This is a genomic window from Methylocaldum sp. MU1018 (genome assembly GCF_053646775.1).
The window spans coordinates 973114-990596 of record NZ_CM132195.1 but is presented as its reverse complement, the minus strand read 5'-3'; the positions used below and the strand labels follow the sequence as shown (position 1 = coordinate 990596).

The window sequence follows — 17483 nt, the reverse complement described above, 5'->3', positions numbered from 1 at the left end:
GCAAATGACCGGGCCGCCGCGCCGGCCGATCCGATGGCGTTCGCCGCATCGCACCCAAAAAATGTGGCATTTCTGCTCGACTCATTCAAAAATGAATCGCGGGCGACGCTTCGAACGGGACGCGGTTCGGCTCGCCCCGTCAAAGCTTCGCGACCCAAAAACTGCACCACGAGGAGGCGCCGGGATGACGGCTGTGCCCTACCGAAAATGGATCGACTATGCTATAGGCTTTTCAAGCCTCGCCGCCTGGATCGCGCTGTTCGGCTCAGGGCTCCTGATTTCGTCGCGCCCTTATCGCGACCGGCTCGAAACGTCGTTCAACTGGCTCGATTTCGTCGCCGCCGCCGCCCTGTACACCTACACCAACGTCGCCGTTCTGACCTGTCTGGCGGGCGTGATAGGCGGCGTATCGAGCCGGTTGACGTTTCAAGGATATCAAGTGAACGCCGAAATTCCGGGCGAACCCGAGGCACTGGACAAGCAGGCGGTTTCCGTAAGCCTGGCCTATCGGGTCGAATCGCCGCTGGCCAGCATGTGCCGCAGCTTTTTGGTATATCTGCTGTACATCGCGGGCCTGGCCATCGGAATTCCCGGCGGAGCCGTGGACGCCCTCGGCGACACCACTGCCGCGCAGTACCTGAGAATGGCGGGGCTATTATCCCTGCTGGGATTTGCCGTCGGCTACGATCCCACCTTGTTCCAAGCATTCCTAGCCAACATACCCTCGCCGATCAAAAAGAAGACGGGCGAATAAGCGCGCGCCGTTCTCAGAAGAAAATCTGTTCCGAATCCTTGCGCAGCCCTCCCCAGAGAGCGCCCGGAGGCAAGTCGAACAGCGAATAGGCCCTGTGCCTCAAACCGGGCAGAGCCCGCGCCGCCGCCAGCATCATTTGGGCGCTCAGAGCGGCCTCGGAAAGGCGGGCCTCGAACATCAGATACTGATGCTTGGCTTGGCCGGCCAAGCCGTGGCGCTCCACGAGCACGCCGTGCTCGTCCTCGAGAGCTGCCAGACTTTCGACCTGAAACACGGCGGCGCCATCGCCGCCGAACAGCGGGTCGGCGGCGATGGCGGCTTTCACTTCATCCAGTCTCACCCCTTCCGCCAGTTCCACGTATACATAGCGCTCCATCCGCCCCTCGGCATTCCGGTGTTCGGTGGAGAGCGCGCCGCGCACGCCCGGCACCGAACCGGCCAACACGGTATGGTGCAGACTGATGCCGGGCCGGTGGCTAACGTCGGTGTGGCCTTTCGGCGTGAGCAGGGCGAACAGATCCCGCAGCAGAGACAGCGCGCCGGGGTCCCAGCCGGCGCCCACGACGGCGGGCCGTTCGAAGCGGATCGCCCAGCGGTCGATGGCCCGCTTGTGCTCAAGGGCCGCCTCGCCGTGGAATCTCGCGCACTCGACGACCGGCAGGCCGTGCTGCAGCAAATCGTGCACGCACCCTCCCACCCACTCCGCCGGAACGCATACCAGCACCGCGTCGAGGCCGGACAATTCGCCGACATGGGAAACGACCCGAACCCGATCGAAAGGCGGCGGCAGGATTTGCGCCGATTCCGGCCGGCGCACGACGCCGGCCAGGACGATCTGATCGTCGTTTCGCGCCGCTTCGGCGCAAGCCAGACCGAGCCGGCCGAAGCCGATGATGGCGATTCGCAAGCGTCGCATGATTCACTCCCTGACATTGCTCGACATCTTCCGCCGAAACGGCGGCATTCCGGGCGCGGCGATCGTTCAGCGAGGCTTTCCGATCGGCACCAGGTATAGGATTTTCTCCGCCTCGGGCAGTTCCAGGATTTCTGCCGAGCGCTCGCTATCGAAGGCGCCGACCGGCGTTCCGCCCAGCCCCAGGGCCACCGCCTGGAGCAATGCGTTCTGCGCCGCGTGCCCCGCTTCCATCTGGATATAACCGAGGCCGCGGGAGCCGTACTTTGCCGTCGTCCGCTCCTCCGCGGCAGCAAAGACCAGGATTGCCGCGCTGTCTTTCAGCCAGTCCTGATGCTGCGCCGCGGCGGCGAGATCGGCCCGGAAGTCGCCGCGGTGTATCCCTTCGGCGCGATGCCGCTGAGGGATGTACCGGTAAATGCCTGCCGGCAGATCGAGCACGTTGCCGGCGACCAGGTAAAGCTCGAGCGGATAAAGCGCGCCGGCCGAAGGCGCGGTTCTGCGGTCATCGGGGCGGGTGATGCCCTGGGCAGCCCACAAGAGCTGGGACACATCCGCCAGCGAAATCGGCGTTTCGAGAAAATCCCTCACCGACGCGCGTCGCTGCAAGGCTTCTTCCAGGGACGCCGGCCCCGCGGTTCGCGGCGGGGGCAGTAGGATGATTTCGGGGGATATCACTCGATGCCTCCCTGTATCGAACGCCTGGCCGGCGGGAGGGGACGCATAAGCCGCAAGGGCGCCCGCCAAAGCCCATCGCAGTATGAGAAACCGCGGCATGCAGAATCCGCAGACAGCCTTCCGCATCGTCTACCTCCGTCGTTCGGGCAATCATCGGTCGTTTGACGAAGCGCCAGTCGTCCGAGCAGATCGCAGGCAACTCGAAAACCGTGCTCGAACACCGAGGCGCCACTCCGGTCGTGCATACCGGCTCCCGTAAGGATACGCCTTTCGATATTTCATAGACCATCCCGGACGGCCGGCGTTTTGCCGAAAACCTCATCCGCTCGCCGGACTCTTCGCCAGGCCGCCCCGTCGCCCGTTCCCGGCGGAGCCCGGAGGAACCCGGCCGCGGCCGATGCGATCGAATGTTTAGACGAGGCCGGCGGAGCGCATGCGTCCAGCCTTTTGTGCCGGCCGGTCGCTTTCGGCGCGACGCCCGGGATCGGATAGCGGGGAATCCCATGAAAAAACTTTCTGCTTTGTTGATGGTTTCGGTTTTCGTCCTGAGCGCATGGGGACCGCCGGGAGCCGCGGAACCGCCGGCCGGCGAAGGTCCGGCGCGATCCGCGGACAGCGCGCATAGCGGCGAGACGTGCGAAAAAAGACCACGGATGCACGAAAGCTATGGCGACGTGGTGCTCCGCCATATGGACGATCTCAAGCTCAGCGACGAACAGATCGGCAAGATCGCGCGGATTCACCAAAACAACCAGCAAAAAATCCGAGACATCGGCAAAAAGCTTCGCGAAACCCGAACATCGGCCTACAGGCTGTTCCTGAATCCGGCGAGCGACGAAGCGGCCATCCGGAACGCGGCCAAGGATCACACGGCCGCATTCGACGCTTTGGTGGAAACGGCCCTGAAGTCTCGCGCGGCCATCGATGCCGTGCTGACCCAGGAACAGTTGAATCGGCTGAAATCGCTCAAGGCCGAGCCGTAACATCGATCCCGATGCTCAAAAATCCGCGCATCCGCAGACGGGTATCCCTGGGTTTATTGGCAACGGGAGGCGTGCTGTTCCTGCTCGCCCCGGAAAACGCCTGGATCGGCCTGATCTTCGCAGGACTCGGCGTGCTGCTCGAAGTTCTCGGAATCGCGCTGAGGCACGCCGGTCGATCTTGAGCGGATTCTTCGGGCGGCCCTGCGTCCGTCACGGCAATCTCTCGGCATATCGGCTTGATCCGGAACGGAAGATCGCTCCGGGGACGCGGGTGTTGCGCACCTCTCCGCAAACGCGCTCGCATATGGACAGGGAGACCGTCCGTGGTCCGGTTCGGCGCAATGCTCGATGCGCCAATTTCCTTGGCTCATATCTTCCAGGACCATTGTTTCCGAACGATGACAATCCGCGAAATGAATTCCCGCATCGCTTTCGTCCCGATCTTTTGGAAACGGCCCCGAGGATCGGAAACGCGGGCTGCCCCGAACGAAGACCGTTCCGCTCGTCGGGTCCTTGTCCGATTCGCACCGCGATCGTACATCCAGTCACCAACTGTCGCATAAACGTGACACTCCGGCCGACACCCCTTTTCAGACCGTTGCACCGGCATCCATCACTCCGAAAAAGATAGACCACATGCGCTTCGCATCGAAGAAACCTCGAGTTCTGCCACGTTCGCGCCTCGCATACGGCCTCGCCGCCAATGTCGTCTTGCAGCGACTCCGCCGTTTCGAAATACGCCCAATCGGGCCGAATCCGTCTCCAGAATGCTCCGTTTTTTGATCCCATGCCTTAATCGGGACGTCACTCCGCCGCGAAATCCGCCTCTTTGATTCGGCGGCAGTCTCTCGAAAAGACCTGCGATTTACCCTGAATCCCGCGGTTCGCGCCTACGTTCTCAAAAAAACGTTCTCTGCCGTGCCGAGCAAATCGATTACTGGCCCAGGTTTTGCTTTATGGGAATTCGTGAAAGGACATCGAATGGTGCAAGGCAAATATTTCGACCTTGGCGAATATCTGGGAAACGGGATCGACACTCAATGGTTTTACGGAGAATCATGGACAAAAAGGTTTGGTTGAGATCGCTGCCTCTCGGCGCGTCCGCGCTTCTGGCCATGCTGAGCGGGTGCGACACCCGGCCCGCATCCGAAAAAGCGACTCAAATCGTGGCGAGGGTCAACGGGGATGAAATTTCCGCGGAGCAACTCGATGTTCTCGCTGCGCGTTCGGGCCAGGATGCCGACGGCCGCCCCCAAACCGCCAGGGCGAAAACCATCGACAATCTCATAGATCAACAAATTCTCTTACAACAAGCGCTCGAAAAGCATCTCGACCGCGATCCGCAAGTCGCTCTTGCGATAGAGATGGCCAAACGCCAAATTCTTGCCCAAGCCTACCTCGATCATGTCGGCCGGACGGTTTCCAAACCCGCGCCCAGCGAAATCAGCGCTTTTTACGACGCCCATCCGCCGTTGTTCGAAAAGCGCAAAATCTACAAGTTCGATGAAATATCGATTCCCCTGACATCGCAAAACCGCAATGCCGTCGAATCCTATCTCATGCAGCCCGTCAGATTCGATGCCTTGTCGAAATGGCTGCAAGAACAAAACATTTCCCATACTTCCCAAACCGTCATCCGTGCCGCCGAACAACTGCCTTTCGATCGGCTCGAAGAATTCGATCGCTTGAAGAAAGGCGAAATCGCGCTGTCGAGAGAAGACGAAAAACTCGTCGTCCTGCAATTATTTTCCGTCACGGAGGCTCCTTTCGACTCCGATAAGGCAGCCCCCCTGATCGAGGCATTCCTGACGAATCAAAACCGCAAGTCGCTGATCGAGCGCGAGCTGACGAGGCTCCGACAAGCGGCAACCGTCGAGTATCCCGGCAACGCCACAAAACCCGGCGCTATCTCGCAAAATGCATCGGGACCTAGCGATTCGATACCGGATGTATTGGAAAAAAGCGCAAAAATAAAATACTAGAATGAAGAGCATGGGATTGGCCCCGATCGAGCGTCAATCGATTTCACAAATCTGCAAAAAAACAACGATAAGATGGTGAAATAACAACTACTCGTCCGCATCGATATCGATTCTCAGTAAACAGGAATATCAAGTCCGTTTTTTCGTCACATAACAGTGAGGTTATATATGAAGAATGAAACTCTCAGAACGATCTTTTTAAAAACGGCTTTCGCTCTTCTGTTTGCCGGTTTCGGCGAAACCTTTGCGGCCGCCATGAATGACGATGCCGCGGCTTTCGGAACCCACCTCAACCGCAATACGATCAAGAAATCATCCGTCGACGGCTCTAATCTCGGCATACCGCCGGCCCGGGGCGTTTCGTTTTCGGATATGGCATATAACACCCCCCGAAATCACTTATCCATCATCGACGAAAACACATTTGAAACCGAGGTTTCCGGTCCTTCGTATTTTACCGGCGGGAGCCGTGAACAGGACATAACGCTGCGCTTTTCTCCGAAAGCCGACAAGACCGAAAAGCATATTAACGGCTATTCTTATAACGGTTATTCCTCCTCGTCGCCCGAAATAGAAACTTGGCTCATGATTTTGGCCGGAATTACGTTGATCGGATTGCAGATCGTGCGCGGCAGCAAAAAGTCGGAACCTATCTATTCCTCGCCTCAGTGATCGTGGCCGCCGTAGGGCGGCCCGCTTCGACACGGTATTTTCGCGCGATCATCGAAAGAATTAACGTGTATTGATTGCCGGCATGGAATAACTGTTGGCGGCCGCCCTATTGCGAAGCGGTTTTTAAAAAAACTCGGCCGGAATAAAAAACAACAATGGAGGAAAAAAATTGCAAGCAATCGACAGGCCATCGGTACTATTAGTCAGAAGTCTTCTAAATCCGATCGTCATCGTCGCTTGTTTTATCGCGACGATTCATTTTTATGGATTAAAGATCGAAAGGCATTATTTTTTACTATTAGTCATAACCTTTTTGATCGCCTCTCTGATTTTTGACGAAATCGATCTTGAACTCGGTTTCAAATCGGGTCTGTTGCGCTCCTTCGGCAGTATTTTCGCTCGCTGGACCTTTTTATTCGGGTTTCTGGCGATACTGGGGTTTGCGGCGAAAATGTCGGACGAGTTTTCGAGAAAGCTCCTGCTCACATGGTTTTTGGTCACGCCGCTGGCGATCGCCGCTTTTCAGTCATTGGCCCGGCGGGCGTTGCAGTCGACGGTATCGCAGGAAGACACCCAACGCAGAGCGATCATCGTCGGAGTAAACGAACTCGGCCTCAAACTGGCGAATCAGTTCGAATCCGCGCCTTATTTGGGAATCAGCTTTGTCGGTTTTTTCGACGACAGAAGTCCCGAACGCCTGGGCGTGAGCCACATCAACCTGCTGGGAAAGATGAACGCGGTCGCGGAATTCGTCCGGACCAAATCCATTCACCTCATTTACATCGCATTGCCGATGATGGCCCAGCCGCGAATCTTCGATCTTCTCGACAAGCTCAGAGACACTACGGCTTCCATTTATTTCGTCCCCGACATTTTCGTCTTCGATCTGATTCAGGCGAGGTTCGGGAATATAAACGGCATTCCCGTCGTGGCCGTGTGCGAATCTCCGTTCCACGGCGTAAATCGGGTCACGAAACGTATCGTGGATATCATCTTGTCGTCGATCATCTTGATTTTGATTTCGCCGCTCATGCTGGCGATAGCCATCGGCGTCAAACTGAGTTCGCCTGGCCCGGTCATTTTCAAACAACGCCGCTACGGTCTCGATGGAGAAGAAATAAAGGTCTACAAATTTCGGACGATGACGGTTTGCGAGGACGGCAATGCCGTCCGGCAAGCAAGGAAAAACGATAATCGGATTACCGGTTTCGGGCGGTTTCTTCGCAAAACCTCATTGGACGAACTTCCGCAATTCATCAACGTATTACAGGGGCGCATGAGCATCGTCGGGCCGCGTCCCCATGCCGTTGCCCATAACGAACTGTACCGAACGCAGATCAAGGGTTACATGATCCGCCACAAAGTAAAACCGGGTATCACCGGCTGGGCGCAGGTCAATGGCCTTCGGGGAGAAACCGACACGCTACAGAAAATGAAAGCGCGGATTGAATTCGATCTCGATTATTTGCGGAATTGGTCGCTGTCTCTGGACCTGTGGATCATTTTGAGGACTGCCGGCGTTTTCCTTAAACAAGATACCGCTTATTAACCGAGCCAGAGCCGATATTTTGTCGTTTCGCCCGTTCAATTCAGTTTCGCTCTCGGACGTTATTCACTAAAACATGCCCAAATCATTCGGATTTTGCCTGCAATTTATTTTCGGCTTGATCGCCTTGTTAAACCTCTCGCTATCGAGAGCCGATTATTTGCTCGGTCCTAACGACGTGATCCGTATTACGGTTTACGGCAGCGATGACCTCACCACCGAAACCCGGGTTTCGGACAGCGGAAAAATCACTTTTCCGCTGCTGGGAGAAATCGAAGTGGGCGGATTATCCGTCGGAGAAGCGGAAACCCGTATCGGGAATCTGCTGTCGGGACAAGGCTACGTCCGCAACCCTCAGGTAAACGTCAGGGTACAGGAATACCGCAGCCACGAGGTGGCGGTGCTGGGGTTCGTGAACAAGCCCGGACGCTATGCCCTGGATGCGGCCAGCACCGTGACCCAGTTGATCGCCCTGGCGGGAGGCGTGAATCCGCAAGGAGACGACCGGACCATCGTGACACGGACGCGCGACGGGCAAACCGTGCGTGAAGAGCTGAATCTCAAGGAAATGCTCGAAGAAGGGAAAGCATCGGAGGACATCTATGCCGAAGACGGCGATGTCATATTCGTGCCGCGCGCTCCGGTTTTTTACATCCACGGCGAGGTACAGCGTCCCGGCGCCTACCGCCTGGAACGGAACATGTCCGTCGCCCAGGCGATTTCGTTGGGCGGAGGCGTAACTCCCCGCGGCAGCCTGCGCAGCATCACGATCAAGCGGAGAACGCCCGAAGACCGGCTGACGACTCTCGACGCGGAACTGGATGAACTGGTCGAAAAGGACGATGTGATCTATGTGGACGAACGATGGTTTTAGCCGCTTTCCCGACGAGGACGGACAGGCCCCGGTCCGCGCCGGGAAACTCAACGAACGGGATCGTCTGAAATGTTTCAATCCGCGCCCGGCCTCATCCGCCAAACGAAAACCCGCCGGCGGACGGAGACCGGCGGATCGGCCTTCCCCATGAACGGAGAAGTGACCGGAAGGATAACGCTGCGCCGCAGCGTCGTCCGGATTCGGCCATTGCGGATTCCCTTCCTGGCGCCTGTCTCTTCGGGACCCGCCTGCCGGCGGTCCAGGTTCGTTCCCTTCGAACTCGGACCCCTGAAGGGGAGGTTTCACCACGGCTCTTCGAGCCGGACCGACAAGGTACTCTGATGAATTTATACCAGTTCCTGCAAATTCTACGGGCCCGGCTGTGGGTGCTCGTCGCCACGCCGTCGGCGGCCGTCCTGATCGCGCTTGCGGTCAGTCTGGCGCTACCCAAGACATACACGGCCACGACCTCCCTGGTCGTCGATTACAAGGGCGTCGACCCCATCACCGGCATCGCGGTGCCGGCGCAGCTGATGCCGGGCTACATGGCGACCCAGGTGAACGTCATCGGCAGCCACAACGTGGCGTTCAAGGTCGTGGAGCGGCTCCGCCTGGCCGATTTGCCGGAAATACGGGAACGCTTCGAGCGGGAAACGAAAGGAACGGGAGACATCCGGGACTGGCTGGCCGATGCCCTGTTGAAAAAACTCGAAGTTCAACCGTCGCGGGAAAGCAGCGTCATCCAAGTGAACTACTCGGACGTCGACCCGGCATTTGCCGCCGCGCTGTCCAACGCATTCGCGGAAAGCTATATCGCCACCAACCTGGAGCTCAGAACCGAACCGGCGCGCCAGAACGCCGCCTGGTTCGAGCAGCAAATCAAGGGATTGCGGGAAAATTTGGAGAAGACCCAGGCGAGCTTGTCGAGATATCAGCAGGAAAAGGGCATCGTCGCCCTGGAACGGCATCTGGATGTCGAAAACAGTCGGCTGGAAGAGCTTTCCAAGCAACTGGTATCCGCGCAATCGCACACCTACGATCTGATGTCCCGGCGCAATCAATTGGAGGCGGCCGGCAAATCCTCCCTGCCGGAGACCTTGCCGGACGTGATCGCCAATTCCGTGGTCCAGGACTTGAAGGCGAAGCTGGCGCTGGCCGAAACCAGGCTGGCCGAAATCGGAGAAAAATACGACACCAACCATCCGCTCCGCCAGCAAGCCGCGGCCGAAACCGACAGTCTCAAACGCAAGCTGGCAGCCGAGATAAAAACGGTCCTTCGCAGCCTGAACACCGCGGTGGAAATTGCGCGCGCGCGCGAAAACGAGCTCGGGACGGCGCTCGGCGAACAAAAGGCCAAAATACTGGAGCTCAATAAACAGCGGGACGAACTTTCGGTACTGACCCAGGAAGTCGAACACGCCCGGCTGTCCTACACCTCCGCTTTGCAGCGGTTCAACCAGACGCGCCTCGAAAGCGAGGCCAGCCAGACCAATATCGCGGTCCTGAACCCCGCCAAGCCGCCGTTGCGGCCGTCGCGGCCGAGGTTGCTGCTGAACGTTGCCGTAGCGGGTTTTCTCGGCGTGGTTTTGGCGGTCAGCCTGGCCCTGCTGCTGGAATTGTTCGACCGTCGCGTGCGCTCGCCGGAAGATTTGAGCATTGCGCTCGGGCTTCCCGTCATGGGGGTGCTGACCGATGCGGAGTTGCGCCGCCGGAGGTGGCGGGCGGCTTTTTCCAAGACCCCGGCCTGAAGCGATCATGGCACGACCGGCTTCCGAATCGTCAGGCGCGCGCGCGGCTTTCCCGCCGATGTCGCGGCGGCGCGGCCCGGAACTTCCGTTTCTCACTTTCCAACGAGATGTTTTATGAAGCAAACGCAGGCGCTCAGGATCAAACCGGAATCCGTCAGCACCGACCGCCCTATCGGGCAAATCCTGCGGGAATCGGGCAGGCTCTCCCCGCTCGATGCGGAACGGGTACTGCATCTTCAGAGAGAGACGGGCCTGCGCTTCGGCGAGGCGGCCGTACGCCTGGGGTTGATCTCGGAAGAAGACATCAGCCGGGCGATTTCGGAGCAGTTCGATTATCACTATTTGAAGCCGGGACAGGGCAACTTCAGCGCCCGGCTGATTGCCGCCTATCAGCCGTTCAGCCCTCAGATGGAGGTGTTCCGCGCCATACGCAGCCAGTTGATGCTGCGCTGGCGCGGCGACGGGAGCAAAACCTTGGCCGTGACGAGTCCACGCCGCGGCGAAGGGCGCAGTTATGCCGTGTCCAACCTGGCCGTCGTGTTTTCCCAGTTGGGCCAGCGGACGCTGCTGATCGACGCGGACCTGCGCCATCCGGTCCAGCACGAAATCTTCGCCTTGGGCCGCAACGGTTTGGGATTGTCCGATCTCCTGGCGGGCCGGGGCAACGCCGAATGCGTCCGCCGCATCGAGGAATTCGTCAATCTGTCGGTGCTCCCGGCCGGCACGCGGCCTCCCAATCCCCTGGAATTGCTCAGCCGCGGCGCATTCGATGCGCTGCTGAGGGATTTCGCGCCGGCCTACGACATCGTCCTGCTGGATACCCCCGCCGGCAACACCAGCAGCGATGCGCAAACGGTCGCCGCCCGCGCCGGCACGTCCTTGCTGATCGCGAGAAAGAACGCAACGCCCTTCTCCGAAGCCGATTTTCTCCGGCAAATGCTAACGGCGGTCGGATGCCGGATCGTGGGTGCGGTGCTCAATGAGTTTTGAAAACCTTTTTCGCCAAACGCCGGACGAAGCTTTCGAACATGGCCTTTAGACGCCTATTTCTTCTCGCGCAACTGGTGTTGGTCATCAACATGGAGCGATTGCTCAGCATGGCCAATGCCAATCCCGTCGAGAAACTGTTTCTCATCCTGGCGGCCTTGCTCTTCGCTTTTACCCGCCCGCGCATTCGGGCCAACTTCGTGCTGCTGGGCTTCATCATCCTGGTCACCTTCGTCTGCGGTCTTCTCAGCGAGTTCGACGCCTTCACTTGGAACCGATACCTGCGAAGCCTGGTGAGCCTGTGCGCTTTTCTGCTTTTTTTCACGGCTGTTCCGGAAGACCGGGACCGGGATTTCATGCTCCTGATCGCGGCATTTATTCCGCTCGTCTCGGTATTGCTGGGAACGGTCTACGAGGCATTGGGCATCAGCCGCCTGTGGATAACGGATTATCTCGGCACCCGGCGACTCGCCGGCGACATGGGGCCGGCATTTCTCGGGGGAGCCGGCTTTACCGGCGCGGTGGCGGCCAGCTATCTCACCCTGCAGAAGCGGCCGCGCTATCTTCTGCTCGCGCTCGTCAACGCGGGAATCACCATGCTCACGGCTTCCCGCATGCCGTCGGCCCTCGCGCTCGGCGTCACCGGAGCGATGCTGTTCATGGAAAGCCGGTCGGCGGTGTTCAGAGTATTGATGATTCTTTACGGCAGCGTCGTGGTGGCCGGACTTTTCTATCTCATGGGGGACCAGTTGATGACCCGCATGTCGTCCGACGCCATGAGCGGACGCGACCTCATCTGGAACGAGTTGCACGGCTACGTTCACCGTTTTCCCTATTTGGGGGTCGGCTTGGGGCACCAGATGGACCTCTTGTCCGCCCGAGTCTCCGCCACGACGCACACCGTCGCCGCGCACAACGAATATCTCCGCTTCACCGTGGAGGTCGGCTATGTCGGCGTATCGCTCATGGGCGGCCTCTTCATGGCCATGCTGGTGAACCTGCTGCGTCATCCGCAGCTCACGAAAAAGTGGGCCTTTCTCATGGTTTGCGCGGCTTTCTTCGTTTATTCGGCAACCGACAACACGTTCAGCGTCCCTCAATGCTTCATGGCGCTGGTGGTCGCCTTCATCGGTTCCTGCGACGGTCGCGCGCCGGTTTCGCTCTCCCGCCGGCCACAGGGGCCTCGGCTCTTTCCGGCCACGGAGCCCGTCATCGACCGGCCGCACCCGGTCTGACGCAAGGTTTCGCTCCAAACAACACGCACATAAGGAGAAACGGTAAAGATGAATCTCGGCAAGCTCAGATGGGCCCGGCGTTGCCTGGTCGAATTGAAACGCCTTTGGCTGGTGAAGGTATTCCGCATGGATATCCATCCGTCCAGCCAGTTTTCGCTGTCCACCAAATTCGATCTGACCAATCCCAAAGGAATCCACGTGGGCGCGGAGTCTTACATCGCTTTCGACGTCGCCATCCTCGCCCACGACCTGACGCGCGGCTTTCATTCCCACACCCGCATCGGACGCCGGTGTTTCGTGGGCGCGAGGAGCATCATTCTGCCCGGGATCACGATCGGGGACGAGAGCATCGTCGGAGCCGGCTCGGTGGTGACGCGCGACGTGCCGCCCCGGACGGTGGTGGCGGGCAATCCGGCCCGCGTCATCAAAACCGATATCGTGGTGGCGGGTCCCTACGGCCGGCTGGAAGGAGCCGACGAGAGGCAGGACCGCATGATGGCGGAAAACGATTTCGCTTAACGACCGCAAATGAAGATCGCATTCGAGAGGAATGAAAAATGAGCATTCACGGGGGGTTTAAATGCCAAGTTGCCTGATGATTATCGAAAATCTTCCGCTGCCGCTGGATCGGCGGTCGTGGCAGGAGGCGATCGCGCTGCGCGATGCCGGTTGGGAGGTTACGGTGATCTGCCCGGCCACGGAAAGACACCCCGAACGGGAAATCGTGATCGACGGCATCCGGATCTACCGCCATCCCCTGCCCCTCGAAGCCAGCGGCGCATTGGGCTTTTTGTTGGAATACGGCGCGGCGCTGTTCCACGAAACGCGGTTGGCCTTCAAAGCGTTTCGGCGCCACGGCTTCGATGTCATCCACATCGCCAATCCGCCCGATCTCCTGTTCCTGGTCGCCCTGCCCTACAAGGCGCTCGGGCGGCCGCTGATCTTCGATCATCACGACATCTGCCCGGAACTCTACGAATCCAAGTTCAAGAAACGCGGTCCGATGCACGCCCTGCTGCGGCTGTTCGAAAAGCTCACGTTCCGGTTCTCGGACGTGGTCATCTCGGCCAACGAGACGTTCGGGGAACTGGCTAAAACACGGGGCGGCAAGCACCCGGACGATGTTTTCACCGTGTACGGCGTTCCCGACCTCGCCAAGTTCAAACGGGTGCCGAGAATCGCAGCGGGAGACGCGATCACCGTCGGGTACGTCGGCGTCATGGGCGCCCAGGATGGCGTGGACAACCTGATTCGCGCCGTTGCGGCGCTGCGCAAGGAATCCGGGCTGCCGCGATTCGTGTGCAAATTCGTCGGCGCCGGTCCCGAACTCGCCTCGCTGAAAGCCCTGGCCCGGTCGTTGGGCGTAGCCGATATTTGCGAATTTACCGGCTTCCTGTCGGGCGACACGCTGCTGGCTGCTCTGTCCAGCTTCGACATCGGCGTCATTCCCGATCCTTACGACATCTACAACGACAAAATCAGCATGTGCAAGGTGTTCGAATACGCGACCTTGGGATTACCCATCATCGCGTTCGAACTGGGAGAGACCAAGCGCCTCCTCGGCGATGCGGCCCATTACGCGCCCGACCACACGCCCGAGGGACTAGCATCCGCCCTGGCCGCCCTCCTGAAAGACGAGCCCTCGCGCCGGAGCTATGCCGAGCGCGCCTTGCAGCGGGCCCGAACGCACTTTCGCTGGCCCGATCAGGTCGCCAATCTTCTGGCGGCCTACGATAAAGCGCTGGCGCGCCGCGCGGGTCGGCGCGCTTCTGCCGATGAAACGAGCCCCACTCGGAGCGAACGTTCATGAATGCCATTCCTGCGATCGAACACGGCCGCTATGCGGAAGTGGACGCCCTGCTGTTCACTACCAACGACAGCGCAGGCGGACGCAGCGACGAACTGGAGCGGATGGTCCGGAGCGTCGAGCGGGCGATGGCGCGATCCGGCCTCCGCGTCGTTCAGTATTTGCTGTTGCAGCGGCACGGTCCCGACCGACCGCTGCCCGAACTGCCCGGCTATATCCGGGTAACGGCCATCCCGGAGAGAGTATCGCTCTCCAAGGCGCGCAATCTTCTTTTGGACCTGGCGCACAAGGACGGTCTGTTCGAGCGCTCGCTGATGGTCGCTTTCCCCGACGACGACGCCTGGTACCCAGAGGGCACGCTGGAAGGCATGCTGGCGCTGTTCGCCGGCGACGACGCGCTCGATCTCGCCATCTGCCGCTATTCGTCCAAGCCTTGGGCTCTCTCCGCGCTGCCGCAGGGCTTGAGCGCCGCGCGGCCGGTGAGCGCCGGCAAGTTCGTCGCCAATGCCTCGTCGAACACGATGTTCTTCCGAGCCGCTCGCGCCGCGCAAACCGGGTATTTCGACGAATCCCTGGGAGTCGGCGCGCCCATCAACGGCGGAGAAGATCTCGATTACGCCCTGCGCGCCTACGTCGCCTCCGGAGAAAAAGCCGTCTGGATCGACGCCCCGTTGGTCGGGCACCGCGACCCTCACCGCTGGCTGATCGGACATTATTACGTCGGCAGCCTGTACGCGCTGTCCCGAAGCGCGGCCGCCAACCGGGCGGTGGCGCTGCAGGCGGTGCGCAAAGTGCTGGTGGGCGTCTATCTCCTGCTTCGTCGCGAACTGGCCTGGACCGAATTCTTGCGGGCCTTGAGGCTGACCCGGGAGGCCCGGCGCAACGAACCGGCGCGCTCGTGAGGAAGGCCATGAGAAAACGGCTCGAAGCGAGCGTGGCGGAAAGCGTATCCGGCGGCGACCGGCTCGGCCTGGGCCGCGCGACTCCGGCTTCACGGCGGACCGGATACGGCGCCGCGCTGCGCCGGCGCTGGTGGGTTCCGGCCGGGGCGGCGCTGGCGCTGGCGGGATCGATCGGCTGGGAAGGCTTCGGCTTCAAGCCGAGAGAACCCTTGCCGGCAATGACGCCGATCCCGGTCGAAACCCGCTCGATCACCGAATTTTCGAAGCTCGGAACCGCGGACGATACGGCGTCGCCGCTGGTCTTTCGCGGTGGCCTGGCGATCGAATCCGCCTCGCCGCATTTCGGCGGCATTTCCGGCCTGAGGATGACCGATCGGGGCCGCGGTTTCGTCGCCGTCACCGATGCCGGCTACTGGGCGCAAGGCCGTCTGCTCTACGACGGCGGCCGTCCGAGCGGGCTTGCCGATGTCGTCATGGCCCCGCTCCTGGAATCGGAAGGAGAACCGTTCCGCCAGAACGGCAAGGGCGACACCGAGTCGCTCGAGCTGACCGACGAGGCCGCTTATGTGGGGTTCGAAGGATTTCGCAACGGCGTGGGCGTTTTCCGGCCGGCATCCGAACTGCTCCGGCGTCCCGGCCGACTCCTGCCGGTTCCGCCGGAGATCGTGGCGCTGCCGAAAGGCCGCGGCCTGGAAGCGCTTGCCGCGATCCCTGCCGGACAGGCCTTCGGCGGCGCGCTCCTTGCCGTTGCCGAGCGGGACCGGGCCGGCCGCGGCATGGCTCCGGCCTGGATTCTGAAAGACGGGGCGGCGTCCGAACTCAAGGTTCGCCTGAAGGACGGCTACGACATCAGCGACGCCGCGTTTCTCCCGCAAGGCGATTTGCTGTTGCTCGAACGCAAGCTGTCGCTGCTCGGCGGCTTCAAGATGCGGTTTCGCCGCGTCCCGGCGGTCGATATCCGTCCCGGAGCCGTTCTGGACGGCCCGACGCTGCTGGAAGCGAACCGGCTGTTTCACGAAATCGACAATATGGAAGGCGTCGCGGCCCATCTGGACGAACGCGGAGCGACCGTCGTCACCGCCGTTTCCGACGACAACTTCCTGCCCGTCCAACGCAAGCTGCTGCTGCAATGGGAACTGAAATGAGCGCGCCACACACCGATCGCTCCCGTCCGGTCGCGGTTTTTCTGTGCGAGGATTTGCCGGTTCCGGGCCTGAACGGCTACTCCACCTACAACCACGCTTTCGTGAAATACCTCGAGGCGAGGGGCTTCGAGGCGCATCTGGTGATCAGCGGGCCGCGTCTGCCGGCGCCGCTGTTCCGCCCCCGGCACCGATTGAACTGTACAAAGCTCCATATCCACGTGCCGGGCACGGTTCGGCTGGGAGAGTGGCGCCTCGCCGCGAACCTGCGGGCGCTGGTCCGCTCGGTCTACCGCTGGCTGCTCGACAGCGCAGGCGGCGCCTGGGCCCGCCGGCTGGCGAGCTGGCGCGGCAGATCGCAGGGCAAAACCGCCTTTGTCGGCCGCTACCTGAGCGAGCCGGACCTGCGCAGACTGGCGCCGCTCTTCGCCCGGCTCGCTCCCGATTATGTCTTCGTCGACACCATCTTCCGTGCGCGGATCGTGGAATCGTTGCCGAGCCGCACCCGCAAATTGCTGATCGCCCACGACGTGTTCCACAAGCGCTGCGAGTCCCTGGCGGCCCGCGGCATGGCCGCCGTGCCCCCGGTGAACCGGGAGCAGGAGCAAGCCGCTCTCGGCCGCTTCGACGTGCTGCTCGCGATCACCGACGAGGACGCCCGCGACCTCCGGGATCTGGCGCCGGACGCGGAGATCGTCGCGCTGCCGGCGCCGGTCGAATCGCGCCCGATAACGCGCCGGGCCGTCCCGGAGCCACGCATTCTGTATCTGGGCAGTCATGCGCCCCATAACGTGGACGGGCTCCGCTGGTTTCTGGAAAAGGTCTGGCCGCTGGTGCGGGAGGTACGCGACGATTTGATCCTGGACGTGGCGGGCGAGGCGGGCCTCGCCTTGAATCCCGATATTCCGGGAGTGGTTCTTCACGGCCGCGTTCAGGATCTGTCGGAACTGGCCGGCGCGGCGCTTTTCGCCATCAATCCGGTGCGCGCCGGAAGCGGCATGAAGATCAAGATGCTGGATTATTTCGCGTGCGGTCTGCCCTGCATCACGACCGGCGTGGGAGCGGCGGGGTTTCCGTCTGCCGAAGACAGTCCCCTGAGTGTCTGCGACGACCCGGTCGATTTCGCGGTGACGCTTCTGCAATGGGGCGGCGACGAGGAATTGCGCGAGCGTCTTCGCGAAAACGCCCGCCGCTACGTGGAACGCTTTTCCGGCGAAGCGTTTTTCGCACGCCTGGATGCCACCCTGGGCCGATAGGCGG

The 17483-nt window shown here is 60.8% G+C and carries 17 protein-coding genes; 15 read left to right on the top strand and 2 right to left on the bottom strand.

Annotation, left to right across the window (positions count from 1 at the left end; translation table 11 throughout):
* Positions 1-184: 184 nt before the first annotated feature.
* Complete coding sequence (locus ACWJKU_RS04630; protein ID WP_454146234.1) at positions 185-754, top strand: hypothetical protein; 570 nt, start codon at positions 185-187, stop codon at positions 752-754.
* Between the two features lie 13 nt (positions 755-767).
* Here the strand turns inward: ACWJKU_RS04630 and ACWJKU_RS04625 are convergent, their stop codons facing one another.
* Both ACWJKU_RS04625 and ACWJKU_RS04620 read right to left on the bottom strand, forming a co-directional pair.
* Entirely contained in the window at positions 768-1670 is a 903-nt protein-coding gene (locus tag ACWJKU_RS04625; protein WP_454146232.1) for an NAD(P)-binding domain-containing protein, read from the bottom strand.
* A gap of 66 nt (positions 1671-1736) precedes the next feature.
* Positions 1737-2345 carry a SagB/ThcOx family dehydrogenase gene (locus ACWJKU_RS04620; protein ID WP_454146230.1) on the bottom strand — a complete coding sequence of 203 codons (609 nt, stop codon included), beginning with the start codon at positions 2343-2345 and terminating at the stop codon, positions 1737-1739.
* A 503-nt stretch (positions 2346-2848) separates the two neighbouring features.
* Between ACWJKU_RS04620 and ACWJKU_RS04615 the strand changes: the two genes are divergently transcribed.
* From ACWJKU_RS04615 to ACWJKU_RS04550, 14 genes are all read left to right on the top strand, one after another.
* Positions 2849-3328: a Spy/CpxP family protein refolding chaperone gene (locus tag ACWJKU_RS04615; RefSeq protein ID WP_454146228.1), complete on the top strand. Its 480-nt coding sequence runs from the start codon at positions 2849-2851 to the stop codon at positions 3326-3328.
* Positions 3329-3339: 11 nt separating this feature from the next.
* Positions 3340-3510: a hypothetical protein gene (locus ACWJKU_RS04610; RefSeq protein ID WP_454146226.1), complete on the top strand. Its 171-nt coding sequence runs from the start codon at positions 3340-3342 to the stop codon at positions 3508-3510.
* An 876-nt stretch (positions 3511-4386) separates the two neighbouring features.
* Complete coding sequence (locus ACWJKU_RS04605; RefSeq protein ID WP_454146224.1) at positions 4387-5310, top strand: EpsD family peptidyl-prolyl cis-trans isomerase; 924 nt, start codon at positions 4387-4389, stop codon at positions 5308-5310.
* Between the two features lie 255 nt (positions 5311-5565).
* Positions 5566-5982, top strand: coding sequence for a hypothetical protein (locus ACWJKU_RS04600; protein WP_454146222.1), 417 nt, complete (start codon positions 5566-5568; stop codon positions 5980-5982).
* Between the two features lie 169 nt (positions 5983-6151).
* A complete protein-coding gene (locus tag ACWJKU_RS04595) occupies positions 6152-7531 on the top strand; it encodes an undecaprenyl-phosphate glucose phosphotransferase (protein ID WP_454146220.1) in 1380 nt (459 codons plus the stop codon).
* A gap of 73 nt (positions 7532-7604) precedes the next feature.
* The gene (epsE, locus tag ACWJKU_RS04590) at positions 7605-8402 is read left to right on the top strand and encodes a polysaccharide export protein EpsE (protein ID WP_454146218.1); all 798 of its coding nucleotides are present in this window, start codon (positions 7605-7607) and stop codon (positions 8400-8402) included.
* Positions 8403-8743: 341 nt separating this feature from the next.
* Positions 8744-10150 (top strand): chain length determinant protein EpsF, encoded by a 1407-nt coding sequence (epsF, locus tag ACWJKU_RS04585; RefSeq protein ID WP_454146216.1) that lies wholly within the window; start codon positions 8744-8746, stop codon positions 10148-10150.
* Between the two features lie 114 nt (positions 10151-10264).
* On the top strand, positions 10265-11140 hold the full coding sequence (gene epsG / locus ACWJKU_RS04580) for a chain length determinant protein tyrosine kinase EpsG (RefSeq protein ID WP_454146214.1): 876 nt from the start codon (positions 10265-10267) through the stop codon (positions 11138-11140).
* Positions 11141-11178: 38 nt separating this feature from the next.
* Positions 11179-12372: an O-antigen ligase family protein gene (locus tag ACWJKU_RS04575; RefSeq protein WP_454146212.1), complete on the top strand. Its 1194-nt coding sequence runs from the start codon at positions 11179-11181 to the stop codon at positions 12370-12372.
* 48 nt (positions 12373-12420) lie between these two features.
* A complete protein-coding gene (locus tag ACWJKU_RS04570; RefSeq protein ID WP_454146210.1) occupies positions 12421-12891 on the top strand; it encodes an acyltransferase in 471 nt (156 codons plus the stop codon).
* A 76-nt stretch (positions 12892-12967) separates the two neighbouring features.
* A complete protein-coding gene (locus ACWJKU_RS04565) occupies positions 12968-14182 on the top strand; it encodes a glycosyltransferase family 4 protein (RefSeq protein ID WP_454146208.1) in 1215 nt (404 codons plus the stop codon).
* Positions 14179-15081: a glycosyltransferase family 2 protein gene (locus ACWJKU_RS04560; protein WP_454146206.1), complete on the top strand. Its 903-nt coding sequence runs from the start codon at positions 14179-14181 to the stop codon at positions 15079-15081. The genes ACWJKU_RS04565 and ACWJKU_RS04560 overlap by 4 nt, the downstream gene beginning before the upstream one ends.
* A gap of 8 nt (positions 15082-15089) precedes the next feature.
* On the top strand, positions 15090-16226 hold the full coding sequence (locus tag ACWJKU_RS04555; protein ID WP_454146204.1) for an esterase-like activity of phytase family protein: 1137 nt from the start codon (positions 15090-15092) through the stop codon (positions 16224-16226).
* The gene (locus ACWJKU_RS04550; protein WP_454146202.1) at positions 16223-17479 is read left to right on the top strand and encodes a glycosyltransferase; all 1257 of its coding nucleotides are present in this window, start codon (positions 16223-16225) and stop codon (positions 17477-17479) included. Before ACWJKU_RS04555 ends, ACWJKU_RS04550 begins: the two co-directional genes overlap by 4 nt.
* Positions 17480-17483: the final 4 nt, after the last annotated feature.